This is a genomic window from Streptomyces sp. W1SF4, assembly GCF_003950035.1.
Lineage (GTDB): Bacteria > Actinomycetota > Actinomycetes > Streptomycetales > Streptomycetaceae > Streptomyces > Streptomyces racemochromogenes.
In genome coordinates this window covers 6,915,301-6,941,162 of record NZ_CP034350.1, presented here as the reverse complement: position 1 = coordinate 6,941,162, position 25,862 = coordinate 6,915,301, and the positions used below count along the sequence as shown (strand labels likewise).

General features: G+C 74.8%; 24 protein-coding genes. 6 read left to right on the top strand and 18 right to left on the bottom strand.

Annotation, left to right across the window (positions count from 1 at the left end):
• Positions 1-63: 63 nt before the first annotated feature.
• The 12 genes from D1J60_RS32185 to D1J60_RS32130 all read right to left on the bottom strand — a co-directional run bounded on the left by D1J60_RS32185 (position 64) and on the right by D1J60_RS32130 (position 12,715).
• The gene (locus D1J60_RS32185) at positions 64-1,326 is read right to left on the bottom strand and encodes an MFS transporter (RefSeq protein WP_125823537.1); all 1,263 of its coding nucleotides are present in this window, start codon (positions 1,324-1,326) and stop codon (positions 64-66) included.
• Positions 1,323-3,881, bottom strand: a complete 2,559-nt coding sequence (locus tag D1J60_RS38320) for an ATP-grasp domain-containing protein (protein WP_241253476.1) — start codon at positions 3,879-3,881, stop codon at positions 1,323-1,325. The genes D1J60_RS32185 and D1J60_RS38320 overlap by 4 nt, the downstream gene beginning before the upstream one ends.
• Positions 3,882-3,968: 87 nt before the next feature.
• Complete coding sequence (locus D1J60_RS32175; protein WP_125823536.1) at positions 3,969-4,925, bottom strand: cysteine synthase family protein; 957 nt, start codon at positions 4,923-4,925, stop codon at positions 3,969-3,971.
• Between the two features lie 137 nt (positions 4,926-5,062).
• Entirely contained in the window at positions 5,063-6,331 is a 1,269-nt protein-coding gene (locus tag D1J60_RS32170) for an SGNH/GDSL hydrolase family protein (RefSeq protein WP_125823535.1), read from the bottom strand.
• A 124-nt stretch (positions 6,332-6,455) separates the two neighbouring features.
• Positions 6,456-7,328 (bottom strand): RNA polymerase sigma-70 factor, encoded by an 873-nt coding sequence (locus D1J60_RS32165; RefSeq protein WP_125823534.1) that lies wholly within the window; start codon positions 7,326-7,328, stop codon positions 6,456-6,458.
• A 71-nt stretch (positions 7,329-7,399) separates the two neighbouring features.
• Positions 7,400-8,185 carry a carbonic anhydrase gene (locus D1J60_RS32160; RefSeq protein ID WP_125823533.1) on the bottom strand — a complete coding sequence of 262 codons (786 nt, stop codon included), beginning with the start codon at positions 8,183-8,185 and terminating at the stop codon, positions 7,400-7,402.
• A gap of 76 nt (positions 8,186-8,261) precedes the next feature.
• Entirely contained in the window at positions 8,262-8,864 is a 603-nt protein-coding gene (locus D1J60_RS32155) for a HutD family protein (RefSeq protein ID WP_125823532.1), read from the bottom strand.
• A gap of 84 nt (positions 8,865-8,948) precedes the next feature.
• Complete coding sequence (locus D1J60_RS32150) at positions 8,949-9,320, bottom strand: peptidase inhibitor family I36 protein (RefSeq protein ID WP_125823531.1); 372 nt, start codon at positions 9,318-9,320, stop codon at positions 8,949-8,951.
• Positions 9,317-9,952 carry a hypothetical protein gene (locus D1J60_RS32145; protein ID WP_125823530.1) on the bottom strand — a complete coding sequence of 212 codons (636 nt, stop codon included), beginning with the start codon at positions 9,950-9,952 and terminating at the stop codon, positions 9,317-9,319. The genes D1J60_RS32150 and D1J60_RS32145 overlap by 4 nt, the downstream gene beginning before the upstream one ends.
• A gap of 119 nt (positions 9,953-10,071) precedes the next feature.
• The gene (locus D1J60_RS32140; protein ID WP_125824315.1) at positions 10,072-11,475 is read right to left on the bottom strand and encodes a VWA domain-containing protein; all 1,404 of its coding nucleotides are present in this window, start codon (positions 11,473-11,475) and stop codon (positions 10,072-10,074) included.
• A 127-nt stretch (positions 11,476-11,602) separates the two neighbouring features.
• Positions 11,603-11,806, bottom strand: coding sequence for a cold-shock protein (locus D1J60_RS32135; RefSeq protein WP_007268031.1), 204 nt, complete (start codon positions 11,804-11,806; stop codon positions 11,603-11,605).
• Positions 11,807-11,974: 168 nt separating this feature from the next.
• Complete coding sequence (locus D1J60_RS32130; RefSeq protein WP_277607519.1) at positions 11,975-12,715, bottom strand: NAD(P)-binding domain-containing protein; 741 nt, start codon at positions 12,713-12,715, stop codon at positions 11,975-11,977.
• A gap of 139 nt (positions 12,716-12,854) precedes the next feature.
• Between D1J60_RS32130 and D1J60_RS32125 the strand changes: the two genes are divergently transcribed.
• Complete coding sequence (locus D1J60_RS32125) at positions 12,855-13,316, top strand: hypothetical protein (RefSeq protein WP_125823528.1); 462 nt, start codon at positions 12,855-12,857, stop codon at positions 13,314-13,316.
• Between the two features lie 49 nt (positions 13,317-13,365).
• Here D1J60_RS32125 and D1J60_RS32120 read toward each other — a convergent pair whose 3' ends face one another.
• The 4 genes from D1J60_RS32120 to D1J60_RS32105 all read right to left on the bottom strand — a co-directional run bounded on the left by D1J60_RS32120 (position 13,366) and on the right by D1J60_RS32105 (position 17,051).
• Complete coding sequence (locus D1J60_RS32120) at positions 13,366-14,727, bottom strand: FAD-dependent oxidoreductase (protein WP_125823527.1); 1,362 nt, start codon at positions 14,725-14,727, stop codon at positions 13,366-13,368.
• Positions 14,728-14,864: 137 nt separating this feature from the next.
• Entirely contained in the window at positions 14,865-15,398 is a 534-nt protein-coding gene (locus D1J60_RS32115; RefSeq protein ID WP_125603135.1) for a GNAT family N-acetyltransferase, read from the bottom strand.
• A gap of 70 nt (positions 15,399-15,468) precedes the next feature.
• The gene (locus D1J60_RS32110; RefSeq protein WP_125823526.1) at positions 15,469-16,434 is read right to left on the bottom strand and encodes a 2-oxoglutarate and iron-dependent oxygenase domain-containing protein; all 966 of its coding nucleotides are present in this window, start codon (positions 16,432-16,434) and stop codon (positions 15,469-15,471) included.
• 137 nt (positions 16,435-16,571) lie between these two features.
• Positions 16,572-17,051 carry a hypothetical protein gene (locus D1J60_RS32105; protein ID WP_125603133.1) on the bottom strand — a complete coding sequence of 160 codons (480 nt, stop codon included), beginning with the start codon at positions 17,049-17,051 and terminating at the stop codon, positions 16,572-16,574.
• 306 nt (positions 17,052-17,357) lie between these two features.
• Between D1J60_RS32105 and D1J60_RS32100 the strand changes: the two genes are divergently transcribed.
• From D1J60_RS32100 to D1J60_RS32090, 3 genes are all read left to right on the top strand, one after another.
• Positions 17,358-17,918 (top strand): HPP family protein, encoded by a 561-nt coding sequence (locus D1J60_RS32100; RefSeq protein WP_125823525.1) that lies wholly within the window; start codon positions 17,358-17,360, stop codon positions 17,916-17,918.
• Positions 17,919-18,023: 105 nt separating this feature from the next.
• Entirely contained in the window at positions 18,024-18,788 is a 765-nt protein-coding gene (locus D1J60_RS32095; RefSeq protein ID WP_125824314.1) for a VOC family protein, read from the top strand.
• Positions 18,789-18,847: 59 nt separating this feature from the next.
• Positions 18,848-19,870, top strand: coding sequence for a PHP domain-containing protein (locus D1J60_RS32090; protein ID WP_125823524.1), 1,023 nt, complete (start codon positions 18,848-18,850; stop codon positions 19,868-19,870).
• A gap of 88 nt (positions 19,871-19,958) precedes the next feature.
• Here D1J60_RS32090 and D1J60_RS32085 read toward each other — a convergent pair whose 3' ends face one another.
• Positions 19,959-21,062 carry a hypothetical protein gene (locus D1J60_RS32085; RefSeq protein WP_125823523.1) on the bottom strand — a complete coding sequence of 368 codons (1,104 nt, stop codon included), beginning with the start codon at positions 21,060-21,062 and terminating at the stop codon, positions 19,959-19,961.
• A 240-nt stretch (positions 21,063-21,302) separates the two neighbouring features.
• Between D1J60_RS32085 and D1J60_RS32080 the strand changes: the two genes are divergently transcribed.
• Positions 21,303-22,964, top strand: a complete 1,662-nt coding sequence (locus tag D1J60_RS32080; protein WP_241253475.1) for a carboxylesterase family protein — start codon at positions 21,303-21,305, stop codon at positions 22,962-22,964.
• 11 nt (positions 22,965-22,975) lie between these two features.
• Here the strand turns inward: D1J60_RS32080 and D1J60_RS32075 are convergent, their stop codons facing one another.
• The gene (locus tag D1J60_RS32075) at positions 22,976-24,322 is read right to left on the bottom strand and encodes a M64 family metallopeptidase (RefSeq protein ID WP_125823522.1); all 1,347 of its coding nucleotides are present in this window, start codon (positions 24,320-24,322) and stop codon (positions 22,976-22,978) included.
• A gap of 163 nt (positions 24,323-24,485) precedes the next feature.
• Here D1J60_RS32075 and D1J60_RS32070 point away from each other — a divergent pair, with 163 nt between their 5' ends.
• Complete coding sequence (locus tag D1J60_RS32070; protein WP_125823521.1) at positions 24,486-25,844, top strand: helix-turn-helix domain-containing protein; 1,359 nt, start codon at positions 24,486-24,488, stop codon at positions 25,842-25,844.
• Positions 25,845-25,862 lie beyond the last annotated feature (18 nt).

Here is a 25,862-nt window from a genome sequence, read left to right as displayed (position 1 = left end):
CCCGGGCCGCGGTGACGCGGTCCGGGCGGGGGGCTCCGTACGGGGGCGGCGCGCCCCGGGCGGTCAGGCCGCCGCGGGCTCGGCGGGCAGGCCCCTGCCCTCCGGCACCGGACGCGGCCGCGGGTGGACCGCCTCCTGCGGCAGCCTCGGCTCCAGGCGCAGGACGCCCAGGGCCGAGACCGTCGCGCCCGCCGCGAGGACCAGCCACATCGCCAGCGGCGACAGGGTGAGCAGGGCGGTCAGGACGGCCGGGGCCAGGGCGCTGGGCACCGCCCAGGAGAGCTGGTACACGGCGAGGTGGCGGCCCCGCGTCTCCTCCGGCGCGGCCTGCGCGCACAGGGCCGACGCCGTCGCCCCGTGCATCAGCTCGCCGGCCGTGAACAGGGCCGTCGCGGCGAAGATGCCGATCAGGATGGCGGTCTTGTCGCCCACCGCGGCGAGCACGGCGAACACCAGGAACGACGAGGCGAACACGGCCGCGCCCAGGGCCACCGCCCGCGTGCGGCGGTAGGCGACGAGCGCCCGGGTGACCGGGATCTGGAGCAGCGCGATCCCGACCGTGTTGACGGCGTACAGGACGCCCACGAGCGAGGTGGACGCGCCCAGGTCCTGGGTGACGTAGGCGGGGATGCCGATGGCGAGCACCGTGTAGCCGAACGCCGTCGGCACGTTGAGCAGGGTCAGGGCGAGGAACGGCCGGTTGCGGGCCACCAGCCGGTAGCCGCCCTTGCGGGAGGTGCGGGCGGCCGGGGCGGCCGACTTCGCGATCGGGATCGAGCCGAAGCAGGCGGCCGCCAGCAGGTACCCGGCGGCGGTGCCGATCACGATCACGTAGTAGAACGCGTCGCTGCCCAGGGCCAGGACCCCGCCGGCCACCAGACCGCCCACGCCCAGACCGGCGTTGCGCAGGCTGCGCTGCGCGGCGAGCAGCTTGTCCCGCTCCGTGCCCTGGACGAACTCGGCGATGAACGACTGGATCGCGGGCGGGTACGAGATGTCGCCCAGCGCGACCAGCAGGAGCACGGCGAACATCGTGTAGCCGTTGTCCACCAGCGGGTACGTGCAGAAGCCCGCGGCCCGCAGCAGGTACCCGCCGGTGACGACGGCCTTGGCCCCGAACCGGTCGATGAGGACGCCGGCCGCCGGGTTGCTGACCAGGCCGATCACGGCGGCGGCCGTCATCAGGGTGCCCACCTGGGTGAGCGGCAGCCCCGTCACGTGGTGGAAGTAGAGCAGCGACAGGGGCAGGTACATGCCGGCGCCGGTGGCGTCGACGACCATCCCCAGCATGTACCGCGTCTTCGCGGACAGGCGGGCCCCCTTCATGACGCGTCGCCGATCACACTGTGTTCGCGCACCCACTCGCCGAGCTCGCGCAGCCTGCGCTCGACCTCCGCGCGGGTCGGGCCGGTGCCCACCGCGGCCGCGAGGAAGTCGGAGGAGCCGGAGGCCGGGGCGATGACCTGGCCCTCCTCGGCGTAGAGCCAGAACCCGTCGAGCCAGTCGTGGCCGGGGACCCCGGGCAGCTCGCGCACCAGCCCGGGCCGCTTCATCATGAGCAGCTGCCCCGCCATGTGGCGCGGCCTGGGCAGCCCGGCCGGGTCGTCGCCCCGGCGCACCTCGGGCTGGAGCTCGTGGCCCGCGTCGGCGCGGACGGCGTACCCGCCGAGGTGGACGCCGAACAGGCTGTGGAACACCTCGCGGATCTTGGCGCCGCCGGGGCGGCAGGCGATCTCGCACAGGACGAGGCGGTCGTCCGGGGTGTGGAAGACCTCCATGTGGAAGGCGTGGTCGCGCAGCCGGGAGCCCTCGGGGGCCAGCGAGGCCAGGACCCGCTCGGCGAGGTCGAGCAGGCGCGCGGTGACCGGGTCGTCCTCGTCGAGGGTGAGGTCGATGCGCGGGCCCGGGTCGGCGGCGAAGGAGGAGAGGTCGTACTGGTACTGCGAGGGCCAGGCCATCGCGACCCGGCCGTCGCGCACCACGCCGTCGACGTGGCACATGCGGCCGGGGACGAAGTCCTCCAGCAGGACGTCGTCGCGCTCGCCGCCGGCGTACACCTCCGTCAGGCACTCCTCGAAGGAGGCCTCGTCGTGCAGGATGCGCAGGCCGATCGCGTTGAATCCGCTGCGCTCCTTGAAGACGACGGGGAAGCCCTCGGCCGCGGCGAACTCGCGCGCCTGGCCGGCGGTGCGGGCCTGCACCCAGGCCGCGACGTCGATGCCGGACGCCTGCGCGCGGGTCTTCATCAGCGCCTTGTCGCGGAACGGCACCACGTCGTCGTGCCAGGCACCGCGCAGTCCGAAGCGCTCGCGCAGCCGGGCGGCGCGCAGCATGTCGGCCTCGTGCAGGGCGGTCACGCCGGTGATGCCGTGCTCGGCGATGAGCGCGGCCGCGCGGGCGTCGACCTCCTCCGCGTCGAAGTCGTCGAAGATCTCCAGGCGGGTGTAGCCGAGGTCGCCGTCCGGCACCTTCTCGCCCGCGAGTTCGATCTTGTCGCGGGCGGCGAGGACGACGATGTCGCCGGTGTGGCCGGGCAGCCAGGAGCGGTACGGGAACGGCTCCAGCGGGTTGCGGTGCAGGATCAGCAGGTTCTCGCGCGGGGCGATCTCGGACGGCTGCGCGAGGACGGTCTCGCCGTCCGGTCCGGTGAGGGTGATGCGGATGTGCTCGCGGATCACCTCGGCGCCGCGGCGGATGGCCGCGGAGGTGTCCTCGGCGGCGACGGCGATCAGGCCGAGGCGGTCCCAGTTGTCCTGCAGGACGCGCACCTCGTCGCCGGGCTTGGCGCTGGGGGTGACGGAGATGACGCCCTCCGCGGCGCGCGCCTCCTCGATCCCGGCGATGGACTCGACCCGGGTGCCGGGGGTGCCGATCAGCGCGCGGACGCTGGCGCCGCCGTGCGCCCGGGGCCGGTCGGGGAGCTCCTCGACCAGGCCGAAGGGGGCGCCGACGGCGAGGGTGACCAGGTCGACGCCGAAGGCGCTGCGCACCAGTTCGGGGATGGAGTCGCCGCCGATCCGGTTGTGGCCCTCGATGACGCGCGGGCCCTTGGCGGTGAGGCGGACCTCGGTGTGGCAGACGCCGTCGCGCAGGCCCATCACGTCGAGGAAGCCGCGTATGCCCTCGCGTATCGCCTCTTCGTCGGCGTCGGACAGCCGGGCGGGGACGGCGTGGCCGAGCTCGGCGAAGTGGCCGTCGGAGGTGAACTTCTCGGTGACGGTGACGATGACGTGGCGGCCGCCGAAGCTGAAGGACTCGACGCTGAACTCGGGTCCGTCGAGGAACTCCTCCATCAGGAAGTCCTTCAGGACGAACAGCGAGGAGACCCGGTCGGTGCGGGTGCCGGAGAGCCGGCTGACCTCGGCCCACACCCGGTCGGCGTCCCCGGGCCCCTCGACGCGCATGACGCCGATGCTGGCGGTGGCGTCGACGGGCTTGACGATGAAGGGGAAGCCGTAGTCGGCCCCGAAGGCGTCCAGGTCCTCACGGGTCTTCAGGGACCGGGCGCCCACCGCGTGTTCGGGGTCGTGCTCGGCGACGTAGCGCCGCATGGCGGCCTTGTCCCGGATGCGGGCGGTGACCTCGTAGCCGGTCCCCCCGAGCCCGTACAGGTCGTTGATCCGGCCCGCGTTCTCCAGCCCCGGCTCGGTCAGGGAGACGGCCGCGGCGAAGCCGGGGCTCTCGTGCCAGGCCCGGACGAGGGGTTCGATCTGCTCCCACTCCGTGAAGTCCACGACCTCGACGGCCGCGGCGAGCCGGTTCTGCTCCTCGCTGACCTTGGTGGGGTGCTGGAGCAGCAGCACGCTCAGTCCCAGGTCGTGGGCCTTTCGTACGGTCTCGTCGGTCGCACCGACCAGCAGCAGGGTGCGCTCGGGGTTCATCAGCTCTCTTCTCCCCCTGCGGCCGCAGGGAATTCTTCTGGCTCGTACTCGGGTGGGAACGGGGGGTGGGACGGGGCGGGGGCGGGGTCACCCCCGGCCGGCGGTGTCCTCCTGCGGCCACCAGCTGAGGTAGCGCTCGCCGCTGTCGGGGAAGACGGTCGCGACGACCGCGTCCGACAGGTCGTGGCGGCGGGCGAGTTCGAGGCAGCCGTACGCGGCGGCGCCCGCGGAGATCCCGACGAGGAGACCGGAGCGGGCGGCGATGGCGCGCGTGGTGGCGGCCGCGTCGGCGTCCTGGACGGTGATCACCTCGTCGATGAGGTGGATGTCGGTGACGGGGGCGAGGAAGCCTCCGATGAGGCCGGGGATGGCGTGCGGTCCGGGCTGTCCGCCGGAGAGCAGCGCCGAACCGGCGGGCTCGACGGCGACCACCTTCAGGTCCGGGTTGCGCTCGCGCAGGTAGCGGGCGGTGCCGGACAGGGTGCCTCCGGTGCCGATCCCGCAGACCAGGTAGTCGACGCGGCCGTCGGTGTCGTACCAGATCTCGGGGCCGGTGGTCTCGTAGTGGGCGCGGACGTTGTCGGGGTTCTGGTGCTGGCGCGCGTACCAGGAGCCCGGCATGCCGGCGTGCAGCTGCTCGGCGCGCTCGACGCAGGCGGGGAAGCCGAGGGTGTGGTCGGTGAACTCCACCTCCGCCCCCAGCATGCGCAGCGTCAGCACGCGTTCGCGGGAGGCGTTGGAGGGGAGCACGATCAGGCAGCGGTAGCCGCGGGCGGCGGCGAGGGCCGCGAGGGCGATGCCGGTGTTGCCCGAGGTGGACTCGATGACGGTGGCGCCCGGCTGGAGGGCACCGGACTCCTCGGCGGCTCTCATCATGAAGAGGGCGGCCCGGTCCTTGACGCTGGACAGCGGGTTGGCCGCTTCCAGTTTGGCGAGGACCTGGGCCGTTTCGGGCAGGCCGTCGAGCTGGAGCCGGAACAGCGGTGTGCCGCCGACGAGGTCCTCGAATGATGCCGCGATGCGGCGGGTGCGCGCGTGGTTCACGTGCCTGCCCCTTTGGTACTGGACGTGCGGTGGGTCTTTGCAAGGTAGTCAGACCCGGTAGCGCGCGATTGGTGTCCGGCTCGGGCCGGACTCGGGTACCGGTCGCGCGCCGCGGGCGTCCGTGGACCTGGGGCCGGTCAGAGGGAGTTGAGGTCCACCGCCTCGGCCATCGTCCGGTAGCCCGCGTCGTTGAGGTGGAGGCGGTCGGCGAAGGCGAGTTCCGCTTTCAGCTCCTGCGGGTGTTCCGGATCGGCGACGGCCCGGTCGAAGTCCACGACCGCGTCGTAGGACCCGCTGGTGCGGATCCACGTGTTGACCTCGTTCCGGACGGCTTCGGCGGCCGGGTTCCAGTACGGGGCTCCGCCGTAGGGCGGGAGGGTGCCGCCGAGGATCCGGACCCCGCGCTGGTGGGCCTCGCGGATCAGCTGCCGGTGACCGGCGATGATCTCCTGCGCGGTGGCCCGGGGGCCGGCCGTGCAGCGGTCCTGCGGCACGTCGGGCTGGATGATGTCGTTGGTGCCCTGGAGGACGATCACCGTGCCGGTGTCCGGCCGGCCGAGCGCGTCGCGGCGGAAGCGGTGCAGGGCGCTCTCGCCGTAACAGGGCGAGTCGTTCAGGACCTTGTTGCCCCCGATCCCGGCGTTCAGGACGGGGCGGGGCCGGCCCTGGCCCGCGAGGCGTTCCGCGAGGGCGTCGGGGTAGCGGCGGTCGGCGCCGGGGGTGGCGCCGAAGCCGTCGGTGAGGGAGTCGCCGAAGGTGACGACCGCTCGGCGGGCGCCGCCCGCGCCGCCGCCCCTCACGTCGATCCCGGCCAGGTGGTACCAGGACCAGCTCTGGTTTCCCGGGGCCGCGAAGGCGTCGCCCGCGGTGTCGCGCAGGTGGTCGCCGTCGGCCCGGTAGGAGGTGCCCATGGCCACGTTGTGGAAGGTGGCGGGGCCGGTGGGGCCCTGGAACCAGAGGGTGACGGTGAGCTGTTCGAAGGCCTTGACGGGAAGGGCCACCGGGTCGCTCGCGAGCGTGCCGCCCGCCGGGACGGTGGCCGTTCCCGCGCCGCCGAAGCGCAGCGTGCGTACGGAGCCGGCCTGGACGGCCGCACCGCCGGCGCTGCGGGCGACGGTCGCGCCGGTGAGCCGCAGCGGGGTCTTCCCGTACGCGTTGGTGAGCCGGACGCGCAGTTCGGAGCCCTCGGCGCCGGCCCGGACCACCTGGCGCACCGACTGGTCGCGGAAGCCCTCCTCGGACCAGTTGGGGAACCAGTCGGTGTGGGTGGGGGCCTGCGGGGCGGCGCCCCAGGCGCTGTCCCAGGGGGTGTGGGCAGCGGCGGGGACGGCGGCGGTGGCGGTGGCGGCGACGGCCAGGAGGGCGGCGGCGAGCGGGACGGCGAGGGCGGTCTTCTTCGTGGTCATACCCCTCTGACCCGGGCCGCCCCGCGGATGTGACGGGCGGGGCGGCTTCCTGCGTGTGGGGCCGGTCACACGGGGGGCCGCCCCGGGTGGCGGTCCGGCGGGCGGCCCCCGCACCGACGGCCCGTCAGCGGCGCAGGCCCGCCAGCTTGTCGGGGTTGACCTGGATGCGGATGTTGCGCATCAGACCGCCCTCCAGGTCGTAGGTGAGCGAGCCGATCGGCTCGTCCCCGGCCAGGGCGAGGACGCCGAGCTCGCCGTTGATGACCGCCGGGACGACGGTGACCCCGGCCATGGCCGGCTTGGCCAGCACCCCCTGCAGGAACCGGCCGACGTGGTCCGCGCCGTACAGCGGGCGGCGGGCGGCGGTGACCTTGCCGCCGCCGTCGGACCAGGCGGTGACGTCGGGGGCCAGCATCTCCAGGACGGCGTTCAGGTCTCCGCCGGCGCAGGCCTTCAGGAAGCGCCGGGTGATCTGCTCGCGCTCCGCGCTGTCGGAGTCGTAGCGGTGGCGGCGCTCCGCGACGTGCTTGCGGGCCCGGCTGGAGATCTGCCGGACCGCCGGCTCCGGACGGTCGAGGAAGCCGGCGATCTCGGCGTGGGAGTAGCCGAAGACCTCGCGCAGCACGAACACGGCGCGCTCCACGGGGCCCAGGGTCTCCAGGACGACCAGCATCGCCGTGGAGACGCTCTCGGCGAGCTCCTGCTCCTGTGCCACGTCGGGTTCGGTGAGCAGGGGCTCCGGCAGCCAGGGGCCGACGTACTCCTCCCGCGTGGCGCGGGCGGAGGTGAGCCGGTTCAGGGACAGGTTGGTGACCGTGCGCACGAGGTACGCCTTGGGGTGGCGGACCTCCGAGCGGTCGGCCTTGTTCCAGGTCAGCCAGGCGTCCTGGACGATGTCCTCGGCGTCGCTGACGGTCCCCAGCATGCGGTAGGCGGTGGCGAACAGCAGCCGCCGGTGTTCGTCGAAGGGGTCTGTCCCGGGTTCGGTCGTGATCACCGTTCGATTCTGCCCGGCGCACGGCGGAAGCTGCCACTCCTCCCCCGCCGGACGTCGGTTGGGGCCGGACGTCAGTTGAGGGTGTTCACCCGCTGGTCGTGCAGGTCGTAGCGGGCCGCCGCGATGGCGAGCTTCCCGGCGGCGACGGCGCGCGCCAGGTCCGGTTCGGCGGCCAGCCGGTCGCGGGTGCGGCGGGCGTGGGCGTCGATGGTGGCGCGGACGCGGGCGTCGCCGTGCTGGGTCCGGTCGATCGCGGGGCTGATCTGATCGGCCAGGTACTGGATGTGCGCGGGCAGTCGTTCGCCGGTCTCGTCGGCGTGGACGGCCGCGCCGACGGCCCCGCAGGACTGGTGGCCGAGGACCAGCACCAGGGGGATCCTGAGCTCCAGGACGCCGTAGGCGATGCTGCCGAGCACCGCCTCGTCCAGCACCTCGCCCGCCGAGCGGACGGTCAGCAGGTCGCCCAGGCCCTGGTCGAAGACGAGCTCCGGCGGGACCCGGGAGTCCACGCAGCCGAGGACGACGGCGAAGGGGCTCTGTCCCTTGGCGAGCCGCAGCCGGGTCGACGGGGACTCGTGGGGGTGCTCCTGACGGTACGTGCGCCAGCGGCGGTTGCCGGCGGCGAGTTCGCGCAGGGCCTGCTCGGGGGTCTGGGGACGGGATCCGGTGGCGGGAGCCGGAGGGGCGGCGGAGGCGGGGAAGGCGGAGGCCAGGCCGAGGACGGATCCGGCGGTCGCGGTGCCGGCCACGGCGGTGCGCAGCAGGGTGCGCCGGCTGGTCGAACCCGCCCTGTGCACGGCACGGTTGGGGGGAGCGACCTCGGGAGAGATGTTCGAAGTGCGTATGTTCGAAAGCATGCGCGACGGTACCCGGCTTTACCGTCCCTTGACCCATGCGTACAAGGTCATTGACGGAAATCCGTCGGGCGGTGACTCAATCCACCCGGGCCGTGGAGTGCAATCCCACAACGGCCACCCGCCCCTCGGTACGGATCGCACAGGCCGGGAACTCCCGCAGCAGGACGGCGTCGTAGGGGCCGAGCTCGGTGCGGGCCTCCTGGAACCCCGGGTGGTGGAGCGCCGCCGGGCCCTCGAGGGCCACGACGAGCAGGGTCTCGTCCGGCAGCGCGGTGAGGGCGAGTTCGCCCCGTACGACGGCGGTGCGGGCCCGGACCCTGTCCCGGTGGTACATCACGTTGAAGTTCACGACGGGGCCGCCCAGCAGCCGGCAGTCGGTCGCCCGGTCCCCCGGGAAGTGCTGCGGCGCGTACCGCTCGCCGACGAGCCGCCGAGTGCCGCCGACCGTGAGGTCCATGCCCGCCCCCTCGGCCAGGGTGAGGATCCGGTCGACGCCGGGGAAGTGCGAGAAGGGGCCGTCGGCCTCCACCTCGGCGAGGCTGACCCGCCAGGCGAAGTCGGCGGTGCCCGCGCCCTCGGGCCGGGCCGCGATCTCGCGCGTGAGGCCGCCGCCGTTCTTCCACGGTGCGGCCGGCCGGTCGGCGGCGCGCAGGATCCGGATCTCGGCGGGGCCGGGCATGGTGGTGTTTCCTTCCTTCGGGTCCGTACCGCCGGGCGGGCGGTACGGACCCGGGCGGCCGGGGCCGAGCCTATCCGGGATGCGTCAGCAGCCCGTCGACCAGGTGTGGGAGCCGCCCTGGTCGTTGGCGCCGGCGTTGTAGCCGACCTCCTGGCCGGGGGCCAGACAGAGCGTCACCCGGCCCAGGTGCTTGCGGCCCTCGTACACCTTCACGTGGTCGGGCACGCCCGGGCCGGACACGCCGTGGTTGGCCCAGGAGGAGTCCTGCTTGAACATGTCGCCCTCCCACCAGGAGTCGTCGCCGCTGTGCTCGATCTTCATGCCGTCGAAGTTGGCGTGCGTCCAGACGCAGAAGTAGCCGCTGCGGCAGTCCGCCGCCTCGGCGGCGGCCGAGGTGGCGAGGATCCCGGCGGTGGCGACCAGGACGGTCGCGAGGAGGGTGGTGAAGCGCTTCATGCGGGCGGGTTTCCCTTCGGTGGTGGTGACGTGAGGACGGTCGTGGCTTCGGTGACGGCACGGGCGCGCAGCCGCTCCCAGTCGGCGATCTCGGCGCGGTGGCGCGCCCGCACCTCGGCGAGGTCGCGGTGGGTGTGGTCGGCCTCGGGCCGGAGGTTGTTGACGACCACCGAGGCGCGGAACCAGCCGGGCTGGTCCCCGTAGAGCCGCTGCTGCGCCGCGGCGAGGCAGCCGTCGGTGTGGGCGCGTACGACGTGGCCGGTGGGGAGCGCGAGGGACAGCTCCGCCGGGCCCGCGCCGAACAGGGCCGCGCTGACCCGCCGGTCGCCGGCGTCGCGCGGACGGACGGGCCCGGCGCGGGGTGGTACGAGCCCCTGGCGGGTCAGGCACGCGTCGGTGAGGCGCTGCGTGGCGGCCTTGATCAGCTCGTCGGGGTCGGCGCCGGAGCCCGGCCGCGGGGCGGGGGCCTTCCCGGCACAGCCCGCCAGCACCGCCCAGCCCGCCAGAGCGGCGCAGGCCACCGCGAACACCCGGACCACGCCGGACGCGCGGGCCGGAACGGCGGCGGACGGGGGCCGACCGGGGCGGCGCAGGCGGCGGCGCGTCCGGGAGCCGGCGAGTTCCTTGATCACGCCCAGGTGTCTAGCCGCCGGAGGCCCCCGCGCGACAGGCCGGGCGGGCCCGGCTCACCCGACTGGCCGCGCGTTTCACCCGGGGAAACGTTGCTGCTCTCCCCGCGCCCGGGGACGGGTCAGCGCAGGATGCCCGCCTGCCGGGCCGCCCGCAGCCAGGAGGGGAACTCCGACAGGATCCGGTCGTACAGGTCCTGGTCCGAGACCTTGTCGATGTCGTCGACGGCGAAGAAGCCGACGTTGTCGACGCGCCGCCCGGGCATGGTGTCGAAGCGCTCCAGCACGCCGAAGCCGGCCCGGCCCAGTCCGACGAACTGCCAGAACACCGGCTCCTCCACGGCCGCCCGCAGCTCCCGCTCGATCTCGTCGTTGCGGTACACCCCGCCGTCGGAGAAGAACAGGACCAGGGTCGGGGCCGGTACCGGGTGGGAGCGCACGAAGTCCCGCACCTCGGCGATGACCTTCTGCTCCTCGTTCTGGAAGCCGACGTGCCGCATGTCGACCTGGCCGGGGACCAGGCCCTTCGGCGGCTTCTTGCGGCCGAAGAGGCTCATCTGGCCGACGCGCACGTGCAGGCGCAGCCACTCGGGCAGGTCGCCGACGGCGAGGTCCGGCAGCCGGGCCGGGTTGGTGGCGAAGGTCCAGGCCTGCATCTCGCCGTCGTCGTCCAGCTGCGCGGCGACGGCCGCCATCCGCTCCACCACGCTCGCGACGGTGCCGCGCGCGTACAGGGTGCTCATCGATCCGGAGGCGTCGAGGACGAGGACCACGCGGGCCGTGACGCCCTGGGCGCCGGCCTTGCTCAGGCTGACGGCCACCTGCCTCTTGCGCAGCGACAGCCGTCCCCGCATGTCCTCGGGGAGCCATTCCTCGCCCTTGACCAGCCGCACGACCGCCTCACCGGCCGGCGGGGCGGCAGCGGGCGCGGGTGCGGGCGCGGGAGCCGGCCGAGCGGGGGCGGCAGCCGGAGCGGCGGGCGGCGGCGGGGCCGGCGCGGGGACGGCCGCGGGCGGCGGGGCGTCGTCCACGGTGATGCCGTAGTCGGTGGCGAGTCCGGCGAGCCCGCTCGCGTACCCCTGGCCGACGGCCCGGAACTTCCAGGCCCCGGCCCTCCGGTAGAGCTCGCCGCTCACGAAGGCGGTCTCCGGCCCGGCCTCCATGTCGAAGCGGGCCAGTTCGGCGCCGGAGACGGCGTCGAGGAGGCACAGGTGCAGTCCCGGGACCCGGCCGAAGGTGCCGCCGTCGGCGGAGGCGCAGAGCACGACCCGCTCGACGTCCCCTTCCAGGGCGGCGAGGTCGACGTCGAGGGTGTCCGCGCCGGGCCGCTTGCCGCGGTGGCGTACGGCGCCGGAGGCGTGGCGCGGCTGGTTGTAGAAGACGAAGTCCCCGTCGGAGCGGACCCGTCCGGTGCCGGCCAGCAGCAGCGCGGAGGCGTCCACGTCGGGCACTCCCGGCCCGGGCGACCAGCCGAGCACGGCTCTGACGGAGGGGGCGGCGACCGGGAGGTTGGCGCCTTTGCTCATTGTCGTCACGTCGGACAGTCTGCCCGCTGGGACCGCTCCCCGGGCCGGAATCGGCCCGGAACGCACGCCGCCGGGGTCCGCACCCACAGGTGCGGACCCCGGCGGCGCGGGGAAGCCGGCCGGAGCCTCAGGCGGGCACGATGTTCTCGGCCTGCGGGCCCTTCTGGCCCTGGGTGACGTCGAAGTTCACCTTCTGGCCCTCCTGGAGCTCGCGGTAGCCCTGGGTGGCGATGTTCGAGTAGTGGGCGAACACGTCGGCGCCGCCGCCGTCCTGCTCGATGAAGCCGAAGCCCTTTTCCGCGTTGAACCACTTCACGGTGCCGGACGCCATATCGATTCTCCTTCGGGGCCGTACCCGGGTCCGCACTGTGCGGGCCCGGCGTCGCCGTGATGATTGACCCCGTCCGAAGAACCGCGGGAACCACACCTGCAACTGCCAGGACCGTAGCACAGGGGTCCCGGGCAAACGCAGAGCGTTACATCGACCGGGTGTACGGAATCAGCCGCGGAACTCGTCCGTGCGAACGGGTGACGCCTCGGCCAGGGCCCGGGTCACGGCCTCGACGCCGCCGCGCAGCCCGTAGACGGGGGTGTTGGGCTGCTGGCGCCAGGACTCGTCGAGGCCGCCCGCGTCGACGGTGTCAAAACCGAGCTCGTCGATGAGTTCACGGACCGTCTTCTTGGCCTCCTCGTGGTCGCCGGCGACGGGGAGCGCGATCCGCTCGGGGTGCCCGGCGGGCCGCGCCCGGTCGATGATGTCCGCCGCGTAGGTGCCGTTGAAGGCCTTCACCACCGGGTGCCCGAGGTGGCGTTCGGTCCAGCGGCTCTCGGTCAGGCCCTCGTCCTCGACGCCGGCGATCCGGCCGTCGCGCTGCTTCGGGTAATAGTTGCCGGTGTCGATGACGGTGAAGCCCTCGGCCGCCCCGTCGAAGAGTCCGGCGGGCAGGTCGGGGATGTTCTTGAAGGGGATGGTGACCACCACGATCTCGGCGCCGCGCGCCGCCTCGGCGACGGTGACGGGGGTGGCCCCGGTCTCCTCCGCGAGGGCGGTGAGGGTCTGCGGGCCCCGGGAGTTGGCGACGGAGACCTGGTGGCCGAGCGAGGTGAGCCGGCGGGTGAGGTTGCCGCCGATGTTGCCGGCGCCGATGATGCCGATCTTCATGAGCTCTCCAGTGCGTACGGAGTCGGATGTCGCGTCCGTCGCAACCTCCTGGCGGGGCGCCGCATTCCGCCGTCGCACGACGCGGCGGAACGGATCGCCCGTACGGGCGAAATCTCGCCATTTCCGGGACAAGTAGAACCGGTGCGCGTTCGGGGTCCGTCATCCGGGGCAGCCGGGAATCGTACCGGCACGCGATCCCGGGGAAAGGCCACGACCCATGCTCCAGCTCCCGACCAAGCGCGTCACCTCCCTCGCCCTCACCGCCGCCGCGGGTGCGGCCGCCCTGTCCCTGGCCGTCGCCGCGGGCACCTCCGCGACCGCGGCGGCGCCGCCGTCCGTCTCCGGCAGCCCCGAGGGGGCGTTCACCCGGATCGCCGACTTCTACGGCTCGTACGTCGACGCGGTCTACGACGGGGACGGTGCCACCGCCGACCGGCTGCGCGCGTTCTACCTCTCGGAGCCCCTGCGGCGGGAGCTGCGGCAGTGGGAGGACACCCACCACGCCGACGGGGTGCTGCGCGCCCAGAACGTGCCGCTCGAGTGGAAGGTGACGTCGGTGGACAGCGGGATGGGCAAGACCAACGCCGCGGTCACGCTGACCTGGAGCGCGAACACCACCACGACGGTCCACGTCCAGGCCGACCTGGCGACCAGGAAGATCACCGCCATCCGGGACTGATCCCGGACACGCCGGTGGGGCCCGCCGACGGCGGGCCCCACCCGTGGTCTCAGGCGCCGCTCGCCCCGAGCATCTCCTCGCGCTCCACGATCTTCACGCGCTCGCGGCCCTGCGGCTCGCCCAGCGCCTTCTCGGCGGCGTCCAGCTTGTACCAGCCCTCCCAGGTCGTGTAGCGGACCCGCCGCTCGGCGAGGAAGGCCTCGACCGCCTCCGGCTCGGGGGCGGCGGGGGTCAGCAGACGCCCCTCGGCGTGGTCGGCCAGCAGGTTGGCCACGGTCTCGTTCGCGTCGCCCTTGGTGTGGCCGATCAGGCCGATCGGGCCGCGCCGGATCCAGCCGGTGACGTACGTCGAGGCGAGGTGCCCGCCGTTCTCGATGACGCGGCCGCCCTCATCGGGCACCGTGCCGGACTCCACGTCCCAAGGCAGCTTGGGCAGTTCGTCGGAGAGGTAGCCGACGGCCCGGTAGACGGACTGGACGTCCCAGTCGGTGAACCGGCCGGTGCCCTTGACGTTGCCCGTGCCGTCCAGCTCGGTGCGCTCGGTGCGCAGGCCGACGACCTTGCCGTCCTCGCCGAGGATCTCCGACGGGGACTCGAAGAAGTGCAGGAACAGCTTGTGCGGGCGGTCGCCGATGTCGCGGATCGCCCAGTTCTCCAGGGTCTTGGCGACCATGTCGGTCTGCTTGTTCTTGCGCCGCTCGGCGATCGAGCCCTCGTCGTACTCGATGTCCTCGGGGTTGACGATGACCTCGATGTTGGGCGAGTGGTCGAGCTCGCGCAGCTCCATCGGGCTGAACTTCGCCTGGGCCGGTCCGCGGCGGCCGAAGACGTGGACCTCCAGGGCCTTGTTGGCCTTGAGGCCGTCGTACACGTTCGCCGGGATCTCGGTCGGGAGCAGTTCGTCGGCGGTCTTGGCGAGGATGCGGGCGACGTCGAGGGCGACGTTGCCGACGCCGAGGACGGCGACCTTCTCGGCCTCCAGGGGCCAGGTGCGCGGCACGTCCGGGTGGCCGTCGTACCAGGAGACGAAGTCGGCCGCGCCGTAGGAGCCGTCGAGGTCGACGCCCGGGATGCCGAGGGCGCGGTCCGCGGTGGCGCCGGTGGAGAAGACGACGGCGTCGTAGAAGGTGCGCAGCTCGTCCAGCGAGATGTCGCCGGGGTAGTCGACGTTGCCGAAGAGGCGGACCTGCGGCTTGTCGAGCACCTGGTGCAGGGCGGTGATGATGCCCTTGATCCGCGGGTGGTCGGGGGCCACGCCGTAACGGATCAGGCCGAAGGGCGCGGGCATCCGCTCGAAGAGGTCGATGGACACACCGGGGTCGGCCGCCGCCTCGGACTTCAGCAGCGCGTCGGCCGCGTAGATACCGGCGGGGCCGGCACCGACGATTGCTACCCGCAGAGAGCGAGGCATGACTGGGTTCCCTTCGACCGACAATCTGACTGATCAAGGAAACCCTAAACTAAGGCCACCCTAACCCGGCACCCGCCCCCGGGTTATGACCCCATAACCGGATCTTATGGGGTGCCAAAGTCGGGCTTTGGGGCGGCTCAGGCCTCGTACTCGCTGAGGTCGATGCTGTGGAGGGTGACCCGGGCTCCGGTCTCCGGGTCGGAGGTCTCCCCGTCGCTCTCCATGCCGAGCTTGCGGATCACGTTCGCGGACTCCTCGTTGCCGACCCGGTTGACGGCGACGACCCGGTCGAGGCCCCGGTCCTGGAGGGCGAACTCCAGGGCCGCCTGGGCCGCTTCGGAGGCGTAGCCCTGGCCCCAGAAGGGCCGGCCCAGGCGCCAGCTGATCTGCACCTGGTGCCGCGTCTCGGGCAGGTCGTCGGCGGCGGACAGGCCGACGGCCCCGATCAGCTCGCCGGAGGCGAGGAGCTCGACGGCGAACAGGCCGAAGCCCTCGTCGTCCCACTCCTCCTCCCAGCGCTCGATGGCGTCGGCGGTCTCCTCCAGGCCGAGCGCGGAGCCGTCGCCGGTCCAGCGCATCACGTCCGGGTCTGCGTGGATCTCCGAGAGGGGGACGAGGTCGTCGTCGGTCCAGCGGCGGAGGAGGAGGCGGGGGGTGCGGATCTCGGTCATGCCCACATCCTGCCGAACGCGGTCCGACCAGGGGTAATCGGGCCCGCCCGGACCGCGCGGGAGGCCGCCCTCAGGGCACCGTGATGGCGTCCAGCTTCGCCCGGAGGTAGACGTGCGAGTCGACCGGCTCGTGCGCCACCCGGCCGACCGGGGCGGGCAGGGACTCGACGCGGGTGTGCGCGTCGCACTCGTAGAAGTAGACCAGCGACAGCAGCTCCTCGGCCGGGGCGTGCGCGGGCGGCGGCAGCACCCGGTGGCGGCCGGCCCGCCAGCGGTCCCCGGTCCAGCGGGCCAGCAGGTCTCCGATGTTGACGGTGAGCGCCGCCGGGTCCCAGGGTGCGTCCTGCCAGCCGCCCTCGTCGGTGTGGATCTGCAGGCCGCCCGCGCCCCTCTCGCGGTCCAGGACGGTCACCGTCCCGAAGTCGGTGTGCGGCCCGATGCGGAACTGCCCGGGCAGCGGCTCGCCGGTCACCTCGGCACCCGGGTACCAGTTGACGTTGAACCCCCAGGTGGGGTGCCCGGTGTGCCGGGTGAAGTGGTCCGCGGGCAGGGCCAGGGCGACGGCCAGCAGCTCCAGCAGTTCGTCCGAGAGGGCCCGCATGGCGGCCAGGTACTCGGCCACCGGCGGCCGCAGCGCCGGCACCTCGGCGGGCCAGGTGTTGGGGCGGAACCACTCGGCGTCCACCGCGGCCACCCCCGTCGGCTCCTCGGCCGCCCAGGACCAGGACTCCTTCAGGTCGGGCGGCGAGGCCGTCCCCTCCGCGTAGCTGTTGGCCTCCGCCCCGGGACCGAGCCAGCCGCGCCCGCCGACGCTCACGGCGTACGGCTGCTTCGCCTCGGGCGGCAGCCTGAAGAAGGCGCGGGCGGCCTCGCGGATCCGGGCGGGCAGTTCCGGGTCCACGCCGTGCCCGGTGACCAGCAGGAAGCCGGCCGTCTGGAGCGCCTCGTCGACGCGGGCGGCGGTCCGGGAACGGGCGGCTGGGTCGCCGGAGCGCCACGGCCCGAGGTCGATGACGGGTACCTGGGTGCGGGGCATGGGGACCTGCCTTCCGGGAAGGGGGCCGGGTGTCCGCTCCGAGCGTAGGGGCCGTGGGACCACTGTGACCGCCGAACGGGCCCGAGTGCTCCGGACGTGGCCGGTAGGTTCCGGGCGGCGGGCCGGGGCCGGGGTGGTCAGTCCGGGAGGGGGGTGCCGCAGCGGGAGCAGTAGCGGGCGGCGGACTCCGTGGCGAGGCGGCCGCAGTCGGGGCAGACCCGGTGCAGCAGGCACGCCGTCTCCCCGCCTTCGGCGGTGCCGATGCCGAGGCCGGGGCGCCGGGTGTGGACGGTGAGGTACGCCAGCCCCTGCGGGCCGGCGGTCAGGGAGCGCCGGGCGCCGCGCGCGAGCCAGCAGGCGGTGTGCGGGCGCAGCCGGTGCGGGCCGTCCTCGGTGTCGAGCCGGCCGCCGCCCTCCACCACGACCAGCAGGACGTCGAGGGCGGGCTCCGCGTGCTCCGCGATGACCGTTCCCGGACGCAGCCGGATCAGGTTGGCGTCCAGGCCGCGCCCGGTTCCGGTCAGCCGCCACAGGGCGCCGGTCGCGTCGGCGGGGGCTTCGGCGATCACCGCGTCGAGGTCCGTGAGGATCCCGGCGAGGTGCGGGTGCGTCGTCATGGCTGGTCCTTCCCTGCCGCGAGCTCGTGCCTCCGCAGTCATACACGATCACGGCCGACCGTTTCCGGCCGATCCGCTGTTTGTGTTCCGACTGCCCGCAGTCCCTCCCGTCGCACCCCGGCCACACCCCGGCGGCGTCGCCCGCGGGCCCGGGCGGTAGGGTCGTGTCCGGATTGCGCCGTCCTCGACCGGATCGGGCGCAAGGGGGTGTCCGCGGACGCGCCCCGGGCCCGGCCGACGGTCGATCACCGTCCAGGCGCGGCCGCTCCTGCCTCCCTGCCCCGCCCGTACGGAAACCTGCCCCGCATGCACCCCAGCACCACCGTCGCCGACGCCCCCGGCGACGCCCCCGCCCCCGTCCCCTCCCCGCGCAGGCGCCTGATCACGCCCCGGGCCCCCGCCCGGCCGAGCACGGCCGCCGCCGTCCACAGCGTCAGCGCCGCCACCACCGTCCTGCTGGTCCTGGTGGGGATCGGCGCGATGATCCACGAGCCGGTGCTGATACCCCCGCTGGCCGCGAGCGCCGCGCTGGTGCACAGCGCCCCCACCCTGCCGCTGGCCCAGCCGCGCGGGGTGGTCATCGGGCACCTGATCGGCGCGGCCACCGGTTTCGCGGTCCTGGCCGCGGCGGGAAGCAGCGCCTGGGCGGCGGCCCTGGCGGCCGGACTCACCCTGGCCCTGCTGACGCTGGCCCGCACCCCGCACTCCCCGGCGGTGGCCACGGCCGTGGTGACCGTGCTCCAGAGCCCGACGCCCGCCCGGTTCGTCCCGCTGCTGTTCGGGTCGACCGTGCTGCTGGTCCTCACCGGCTACGCCGGTTCCCGCATCCGCCGCGGCGCTCCGAGGTACCCCGCGTACTGGTGGTGACCTCCGGGCGCGCCTGCGCTGCGGCGAGGGGGCACGGACGCTACTCCTTGTCGTGTGGAAATTTCTGCGAAGGACGTCTTCGGGGCCCCCTGCTGGGTGAGTCTGATGGCCCGCGACCTGGAGGCGTCCCAGCGCTTCTACGCGGCGGTGGTGGGGTGGAGCTTCCGCCGGGCCCGGCTGGGCGCGGCCTTCTCGGTGGCCGTGATGGACGGTGTACCGGTGGCCGGGATCGGGGCGCTGGCCACGGATCTGGCGGTGGCGGTGGCCTGGACCCCGTACTTCGCGGTCGACGACGTGGACGTGGCGGCCGCCCGGATCCGCGAGCGCGCCGGCACGGTCGCGGTGGGCCCGGTCTCCTTCCCCGGGGGCGGGCGGGCCGCGCTGGTCGCCGACCCGGACGGCGCGGTCTTCGGGGTCTGGCAGGGGCCCGTCTCCTCGGGCTGGCGCGTGGGCGTGGGACCGGCCCCGGCCTGGCTGGAGCTGCGGACCCGCAACGCCTTCGACGCCGCGCTGTTCTACGGCGAGGTGCTGGAGTGGGCCACGGGGCGCGAGGGGTGCTGTGAGGTCTCGTACGAGGAGGAGCGGGTCGTCCTGCGGCAGGGCGGGGAGCCGGTGGCCCGGCTGGACAGCGGCCCGGCCGAGCAGGGCGCCTACACCCCGCACACACGGGCCCGCTGGCACGTGCACTTCCGGGTCGCGGACCTGGACTCCGCCGTGGAGTCGGCGCTCGACCTCGGCGGGCGCGCCGTGTCGGTGGTCACCTCGGACGGCACCGAACGCTTCCTGCTGCTCCGCGACCCGGACGGGGCCCTGTTCACCCTGACGGAGCGGGTCGGCCCGCCCCCGCCGCGGGAGGACGGCCCGCGCTGACGGGTCCGCTCGCCGGTCCCCGGCCCCGCGGGGAGACTGGGTCCGGGAGGAGGTACGCCATGGACCCGGTGGCGGCACTGGACCGGATCGCGTTCCTGCTGGAGCGCGCGCAGGCACCGACCTACCGGGTGCGGGCCTTCCGTACGGCGGCGGCCGCCGTGGCGCACCTGGGCGAACGGGAGACCGCCGAGCGCGCCGCGGCCGGCTCGCTGGAGGCGGTCAAGGGCATCGGCCCCAAGACCGCCAAGGTGGTGCGCGAGGCGCTGGCCGGCGGGATCCCCGAATACCTGGGCGCCCTGGAGGAGGAGGCCGCGGCGGTGCCGCAGGGGCCGCCCCCGTCCGCGGCCGCCACCGCGCTGCGCGCCGCCCTGCGCGGGGACTGCCACCTGCACTCGGACTGGTCCGACGGCGGGAGCCCGATCGAGGCGATGGGGCGGGCCGCGGCGGAGCTGGGGCACGAGTGGGCGGTGCTGACGGACCACTCGCCGAGCCTGAAGGTCGCCCGGGGGCTGTCGCCGGAGCGGCTGCGCGAGCAGCTTCGGGTGGTGGCGGAGCTGAACGCGCGGTGGGCACCGTTCCGCCTGCTGACCGGGATCGAGTGCGACATCCTCCTCGACGGCTCCCTCGACCAGGAGCCGGAGCTGCTGGAGCAGCTCGACCTGGTGGTGGGATCCGTCCACTCGAAGCTGCGGATGGAGTCGCCCGCGATGACGCGCCGGCTGCTCAAGGCGGTGCGCAATCCGCTGCTGGACGTCCTCGGGCACTGCACGGGCCGGCTGGTCACGGGCCGGACCCGTCCCGAGTCGGTCTTCGACGCCGAGGCCGTCTTCGCGGCGTGCGCGGAGTCGGGCACGGCCGTGGAGGTCAACAGCCGTCCCGAGCGCCTCGACCCGCCCCGACGGCTGCTGCGGATGGCCGTCGCGGCGGGCACCCTCTTCGCGGTCGACACCGACGCGCACGCGCCGGGCCAGCTGGACTGGCAGATCCTGGGCTGCGCGCGGGCGGCGGAGTGCGGGGTTCCGGTGGATCGGGTGGTCAACACCTGGCCCGCCGAGCGGCTGCTCGCCTGGACCCGGTCGTAGGCGGGAAACGGCGGGAAACCGCGGGAAACGGGACGGGCCCCGGCCGCGCGATGAGCGGCCGGGGCCCGTCGGTGGGCGGGTGCCCGGGTCAGCCTCCCGTGCCGGTGGACGGGCGGCGGTAGGTGAGGGCCAGCCCGGCCAGCACGGCGCCGGTGCCGGCGCAGAGCACGGCGGTGACGCCGGACCATGCGTAGGGCCCGCCGAGGGCGCCTTCGAGCGGGTCGAAGAGCACCAGGCCGCCCACGACGTGCAGGGTGACCACGGCGAGCGCGGCCACCGCCGCCACCCGCCAGACCGCCGGGGCGTCGCGCACGGCGAGCAGGGCCCCCAGTGCCAGGCAGAGCAGGGAGACCGCGAGCGCGGCCAGGGTCTCCGGCGCGGGCGGCCGGGCCAGGTTGCCGGGGAGGTGGAGGACCCCGCACAGCAGCAGTACGGCGGCGGTCGGCCAGCGCAGTACGTGGCCCAGCGCGCCCGCCGCCGGGGCGGCGGCGGGGCTCCGGTCCGGCGCGGCGGCGGACCGGTCCGGCGCTATGGGCGCCCGGTCCGTCCCGGCCGGCGCCAGCTCGTCCTCGGGCGGTGCCGGCGCGGCGACGGCCGCGGCGGCCTGCGCGGCGGGGGCCCGCACCGGCTCCGGCGCGGCGGCCGCCGCAGCCGGGTCCTGCGGTGGCGGGGGCAGATCCGTCCGCTCGGGGGGCGGGTCCGTGCGGGGGGTGCCGTCGGGGCCGAGGATGCTGGCCAGCAGGGCCACGTCCTCGATGGGCCGGCCGACGGCCGCCGCCCGCAGGGTGATGTCGGCCTCGGCCTCCTCCAGGGGGTGTTCGCCCAGCAGGGCGACCATGTGGCGGACGTCGTCCACGGGCCGCGCGACGGCGGCGGCGCGGAGCGCGTCGTGCCCCGGAGTGTCGAGCCGGCCGCTCTCCTTCAGGAGGCTGACCAGCGCGGTGACCTCCTCGACGGGCCGGCAGGTGGCCGCCGTCTCCAGCAGGGTGCGGACGGGCTCGGGGTGCGGGGCGGCGGGGTGCGGGGCGGGGCCGGGTGCGGGGTCCGGTCCGGCCGGGGCCGGGCCGGCGGACGGCGGGTCCGGGGCGGCCTCGGGGGCCGGGGGCGCGGGTCCGTCGGTGGGGTGCGGGGTGGCGGGGAACCCGTCGCGGTCGCCGTGGTCCGGCGCCGCGAGGGTGCTGGGGTCATTCATGGAAAGCTCCGTTCGCCGACGCGCGGGTCTACACATCGCGCGCCGGTCATCGTGCGTCATGGGAATCGCACGCTTTGTTACATTCAGCGGCACCGGCCACGACTGCGCCATTCGGGGCGGGCAAACGGGGGGCGTCCCGGCGTGTCCGCGCCCCGGGCCGGACACGCCGGGGGCGGGGCGGGACGGGTGCGGCGGCGGCGCGCACAGTGGCCTGACCGACCGTCGAGGAGGGGCTGAGCCGTGCCGGATCCCCGTCCCGCCCGCCGCCGCCGCGTCCACCGCGGGCTGCTGGGCGCGCTGTTGCCCGCGCTGGTCCTGCTGATGCCCGGTGCCGCCGCCTCGGGGCCGCCGGCCGCGGTGGCGGGGGCCGGAAGCGGGGAGCGGCCGCAGGTGCGGACCGCCGAGGGACCCGTTCGCGGCCGCGGGCACGGGGCGTACGACACGTTCGAGGGAATCCCGTACGCGGCGGCGCCGACCGGCCCGCTGCGCTGGCGTCCGCCGCGGCCGGCGCCGCGCCGGACGGGGGTGCTGGACGCCGGGGCTCCGGGGGCGCGCTGCGCGCAGCTGCCGGCACTCGGGCCGGGCGGGCCGGCCGGCTCGGAGGACTGCCTGTTCCTGAACGTGACCGCCCCGGCGGGGCGGGGGCGGGCGCGGCCGGTGATGGTGTGGTTCCACGGCGGCGGCTTCCGCTTCGGCTCGGGGGACGCGTACCGGCCGGAGCCGCTGGTGGCCGCGGGCGGTGTGGTGGTGGTGACGGTCAACTACCGGCTCGGCGTCTTCGGGTTCTTCGGCCACCCCGAGCTGGGCGGCGCCCCGGACTTCGGGCTCGCCGACCAGCAGGCGGCGCTGCGCTGGGTGCGGGCGAACGCGGCCGGTTTCGGGGGTGATCCGGGCCGGGTCACCGTCTTCGGGGAGTCGGCGGGCGCCTTGAGCGTCTGCGCGCACCTGGTCTCCCCCGCCTCGGCGGGCCTCTTCCACCGGGCGGCCGTGCAGAGCGGCTCCTGCTCGACGACGATGCCGCCGTACTCGGTGCTGCCGTCGGTGGGGACGTACGAGCCCTTCGTGCCCGAGGAGCGCACGGTCGCGGCCGGCGCGACCGCGGCGTCCTCCCTCGGCTGCGGCGGCCGGCCAAACGGGCGGGTGCTGGAGTGCCTGCGCGCCCTGGACACGGGCCGGCTGCTGACGGCGGAGCTGATGGAGCGGTTCTCGGGGGTCGCGTACGGCAACGCCCTGCTGCCGCTGGAGCCGGCGCGGGCGCTGGCGGCGGGGCGGTTCCAGCGGGTGCCGGTGGTGCAGGGGAGCAACCTCGACGAGATGCGGCTGTTCCTGGCGCAGACGCTGGCGGCGTATCCGGTGGGCGGCGAGGAGGGCTATCGGGCGCGGCTGCGGACCTCCTTCGGCGCGGCGGCCGCCGAGGTGGGGGCCGCGTACCCGCCGGACGCCTTCGCGACGCCGTCGCTGGCGTGGGCCGCGCTGCTCACCGACGCCTCCTTCACCTGCCCGACGCTGCGGGACGGCCGGGCGCTGGCCCGGCACGTGCCGGTGTACCAGTACCTGTTCGCCGACCGGGGGGCGCCGGACTTCACCGGGCTGCCGGAGCCCGCCGGCTTCCCCTTCGGGGCGGCGCACGGCTTCGAACTGCCCTATCTGTTCACCACGGTGGCGCTGGCGGAGCCGCAGCGGGCTCTGTCGGGCCGGATGACCGGCTACTGGACGCGCTTCGCCGGCACGGGGGCGCCGGACGTGCCGGGCGCCCCCGCCTGGCCCCGGTTCGCACCGGGCTCCCGCTCGGTGCTGGAGCTGGCGCCGGGACCGGGCGGGGTCCGCCCGGTCGACGCGGCGGCGGAGCACCACTGCGCCCTGTGGGACTCCCTGTCCTTCACGCGGTCACCCGCTCCGTGAGCGGGGCGCGTTCAGAGCCGGACGTCCCAGGTGAGGCTGGTGGTCAGTGCGCGGGCGGCTTCGGGGTCGCGGACCGAGGGGGTGCGGTCGGCGACGCCGACCGACAGCTTGTGGCCGCGCAGGTCGAGCAGCCACAGTTCGGCGACGCGGACCTCGGTGCGTCCCGCGAAACGCTTGAGCTCGCGGCCGTCGAGGTACCAGCGGATCTCCGGCTGCCGTCCGTCCGGGCCGTGCAGGCGGGGGACGGTCACCTTGGCGGTGTGCCGCAGCCGCAGGGTGCGGTCGGTGGGGGTGAGCGGGGTGGCCAGGCGCGCGTGCCGGTGGAAGCCGGTGGTCATGGCCTCGACGCCGGGGAGGTTGAAGGGCTTGCCGAGGACCCGCATCAGGGAGTTGTCGGTGGGCCGGTAGAGGCCGGTGACGTAGTAGCCGCCGCCCTCGTAGGCGCCGACCGTGCCGCCGTCGGGTGAGGTCTCGCCGAGCCAGCGGTACCACTTGGTCCGCTCCGCCGCCATCCGGCCGGCGTCGAGGGTGGAGGTGTTGGGGTCGCCGGGTTCGGCGCCGGTGTACTTCTCGTAGCCGGGGACGCCCGGGTAGAAGTACTCGTCGGCGAGCTTGCCGAGGGAGTGGCCGGTCTCGTGGATGGCGACCTGGCCCGACTTGGGGTGGCCGGCGGAGGCGGTCGAGATGCCCTCGTAGCCGAGGGCGGCACTGGGTTCGTTGTATCCCGCGCCACCGTACTTGGCGCTGTTGGCGAGGACGATGACGAGGTCGGCGGCGGGTGCCCTGGCGACGTACGCGTCCACCTTGGGCTGGTCCACGCAGAGCAGCCGCTCGATGGACTCGCACCAGAAGTACGAGCCGAGCGCGGTGTCCCGGACGGTGTCGGGGCCCGGGTCGCCGGAGACCCCGGACTGGGCGGAGACGGCGTCGACGGTCCAGACGTTGAAGAGGTCGCGGTAGGTGGTGTACGGCTCGACGGCGGTGACCTCGGCCCATTTGGCGCGGGCGTCCGCGTGGAAGCGGTCCAGTTCGCCGGCGGTGTAGCCGTCGCCGATGACGACGACGTCGAGCCGGTCCGCGGTGGGGCCGTTGTCGATCGTCTTGGTGACCCGGCCGTCGGCGGCGCGCGCGGCCTCGGAGAGGCGGGGTGCGGCCTGGGACCGCCCGGCGGCGGGTACCAGGGCGTGGCCGGACCCGGCGTCGCCGCCGTCTTCCGGCCCGGGTATCTCGACGCGCACGCCGGCCGGGCGGGGCGGGTCGGCGGCGGTCGCGGGGGCGGCAGCGGCGGCCAGCAGCGCGGCGCTCGCGCAGGCCGCGGCGAGCGCCGTGCGCAGGGTCGGCCGGACGGTTCGCCTCATGAAGTCCTCCGTGGGGAAAAGGAGTCGGGCAGGGTGTTAAGCATTGGATTAACTCTGCTGAACTGGCTGCTTAAACTAGGCGGCGCGCCGGACCGTGCGCAATGGCCGACTCCGGTTCGATACTGGGGAGTTGGCACGAGCAGGGCGACAACAGGGGGAATTCATGGACGAGCCGGCCGAGATCGGACGCCGGGTACAGCGGCTGCGCACCGAACGCGGTCTCACCCAGCGGCAGTTGGCACAGCCCTCCTACACCCCGGCGTACGTGTCGACCCTGGAGTCCGGCAAGGTGCGCCCCTCCGAAACCGCGCTGCGCTTCCTCGCCGGGCGGCTCGGCACCTCGTACGAGGAACTCGCCACGGGCCGTCCGGCCCACCTGGCCACCGAGCTGCGGCTCGCCCTGACCGACGCCCAGCGCGCTCTGGCCACCGGCCCCGCGGGGGAGGCCGCGGCGCAGTTCCGGCGGCTGCTGGCCGAGGCCGAGCGGCTGGAGCTGGCCGACGAGCGGGCCGAGGCGCTGCTCGGGCTCGGCGACTGCGCGCTGGAGGCCGGGGAACTGGCGGACGCGGCACGGCACTTCGAGGCGGCGGAGCTGCTGCTGGCGGACCAGCCGCTGCCCCGCCGGGCCCGGGCGGTCCGGGGCCGCGCGGTCGCCCACCTGCTGGCCGGGGAGCTGCGCTACGCCTGCTACCTGCTGGAGTCGGCGATCGACGCCCTGAACGCGGGCGGGCTCGGGGACCCGGAGGCGCTGGTGCTGCTGTACTCGGCGGTCATCGGCCCGTACATCGACATGGGCGCCCACGCCCGCGCGGCCCACGCGGCGGAGCTGGCGCTGGCACTGGCTCCCCAGGTCGGTGATCCGGCGCTGGTGGCGGGGATGCACCGGCAGGTGGCGCGGACCTTCCTGACCGAGGGCCGGGTGGCCGACGCCGACGCCTCGCTCGCGAAGGCCCAGGCGGTGTACCGGCAGCTGCGGCTGCGGACCGATCTGGCGCACTGCCACTGGATGCGCGGCTACGTCCAGGCGCAGCACGGGGAACTGGCGGCGGCGGAGCGGGAGTTGCGGACCGCACGGGAGATGCTGGTGGCACGGCGGGCGGCGCTCTACACCGCGCAGGTGGAGGTGGAACTGGCCGACGTGCTGCGCCGCCTGGGCCGCTACGAGGAGGCCGCCGGGCTGGTGTCGGGGCTGCTGGAGGAGGGTTCGGGCCCGGGCGCGGTGCACGCGGGCGGCGCGCACCGGCTGCTGGGGCTGATCGCCGAGGAGCGCGGGGACGCCGAGGCGGCCGAGGAGCACTACGTACGGGCGCTGGCGCTGCTGGAGCGCAGCGGGGCGGGCGGGGACATGGCGGACCTGTGCAGGCTGCTGGGCGACCTGCTGCGCAGGGAGGGTCGTACGGAGGCGGCGATGGACGCCTACCGCACCGGACTCGGGCACCGCGCGGCGCCGGGCACCACCACCCTGGGCCCGGCGCCGGCGGCCCCGGCGCACCTGGCCCCGCTCCCGGCGCCGCCTCGCTGAGGCCGCGCCGGGGTGGGG

What these genes read in the sequence shown, in the direction of transcription:
- D1J60_RS32185 (WP_125823537.1), bottom strand. Translation starts at nt 1,326, where the DNA reads ATGAAGGGGGCCCGCCTGTCCGCGAAGACGCGGTACATGCTGGGGATG.
- D1J60_RS32125 (WP_125823528.1), top strand. Translation starts at nt 12,855, where the DNA reads ATGCTCCAGCTCCCGACCAAGCGCGTCACCTCCCTCGCCCTCACCGCC.
- D1J60_RS32095 (WP_125824314.1), top strand. Translation starts at nt 18,024, where the DNA reads ATGGCCCGCGACCTGGAGGCGTCCCAGCGCTTCTACGCGGCGGTGGTG.
- D1J60_RS32155 (WP_125823532.1), bottom strand. Translation starts at nt 8,864, where the DNA reads ATGCCCGGCCCCGCCGAGATCCGGATCCTGCGCGCCGCCGACCGGCCG.
- D1J60_RS32115 (WP_125603135.1), bottom strand. Translation starts at nt 15,398, where the DNA reads ATGACCGAGATCCGCACCCCCCGCCTCCTCCTCCGCCGCTGGACCGAC.
- D1J60_RS32110 (WP_125823526.1), bottom strand. Translation starts at nt 16,434, where the DNA reads ATGCCCCGCACCCAGGTACCCGTCATCGACCTCGGGCCGTGGCGCTCC.
- D1J60_RS32170 (WP_125823535.1), bottom strand. Translation starts at nt 6,331, where the DNA reads ATGACCACGAAGAAGACCGCCCTCGCCGTCCCGCTCGCCGCCGCCCTC.
- D1J60_RS32070 (WP_125823521.1), top strand. Translation starts at nt 24,486, where the DNA reads ATGGACGAGCCGGCCGAGATCGGACGCCGGGTACAGCGGCTGCGCACC.
- D1J60_RS32135 (WP_007268031.1), bottom strand. Translation starts at nt 11,806, where the DNA reads ATGGCGTCCGGCACCGTGAAGTGGTTCAACGCGGAAAAGGGCTTCGGC.
- D1J60_RS32105 (WP_125603133.1), bottom strand. Translation starts at nt 17,051, where the DNA reads ATGACGACGCACCCGCACCTCGCCGGGATCCTCACGGACCTCGACGCG.
- D1J60_RS32140 (WP_125824315.1), bottom strand. Translation starts at nt 11,475, where the DNA reads ATGAGCAAAGGCGCCAACCTCCCGGTCGCCGCCCCCTCCGTCAGAGCC.
- D1J60_RS32085 (WP_125823523.1), bottom strand. Translation starts at nt 21,062, where the DNA reads ATGAATGACCCCAGCACCCTCGCGGCGCCGGACCACGGCGACCGCGAC.
- D1J60_RS32120 (WP_125823527.1), bottom strand. Translation starts at nt 14,727, where the DNA reads ATGCCTCGCTCTCTGCGGGTAGCAATCGTCGGTGCCGGCCCCGCCGGT.
- D1J60_RS38320 (WP_241253476.1), bottom strand. Translation starts at nt 3,881, where the DNA reads ATGAACCCCGAGCGCACCCTGCTGCTGGTCGGTGCGACCGACGAGACC.
- D1J60_RS32160 (WP_125823533.1), bottom strand. Translation starts at nt 8,185, where the DNA reads ATGCTTTCGAACATACGCACTTCGAACATCTCTCCCGAGGTCGCTCCC.
- D1J60_RS32075 (WP_125823522.1), bottom strand. Translation starts at nt 24,322, where the DNA reads ATGAGGCGAACCGTCCGGCCGACCCTGCGCACGGCGCTCGCCGCGGCC.
- D1J60_RS32090 (WP_125823524.1), top strand. Translation starts at nt 18,848, where the DNA reads ATGGACCCGGTGGCGGCACTGGACCGGATCGCGTTCCTGCTGGAGCGC.
- D1J60_RS32100 (WP_125823525.1), top strand. Translation starts at nt 17,358, where the DNA reads ATGCACCCCAGCACCACCGTCGCCGACGCCCCCGGCGACGCCCCCGCC.
- D1J60_RS32150 (WP_125823531.1), bottom strand. Translation starts at nt 9,320, where the DNA reads ATGAAGCGCTTCACCACCCTCCTCGCGACCGTCCTGGTCGCCACCGCC.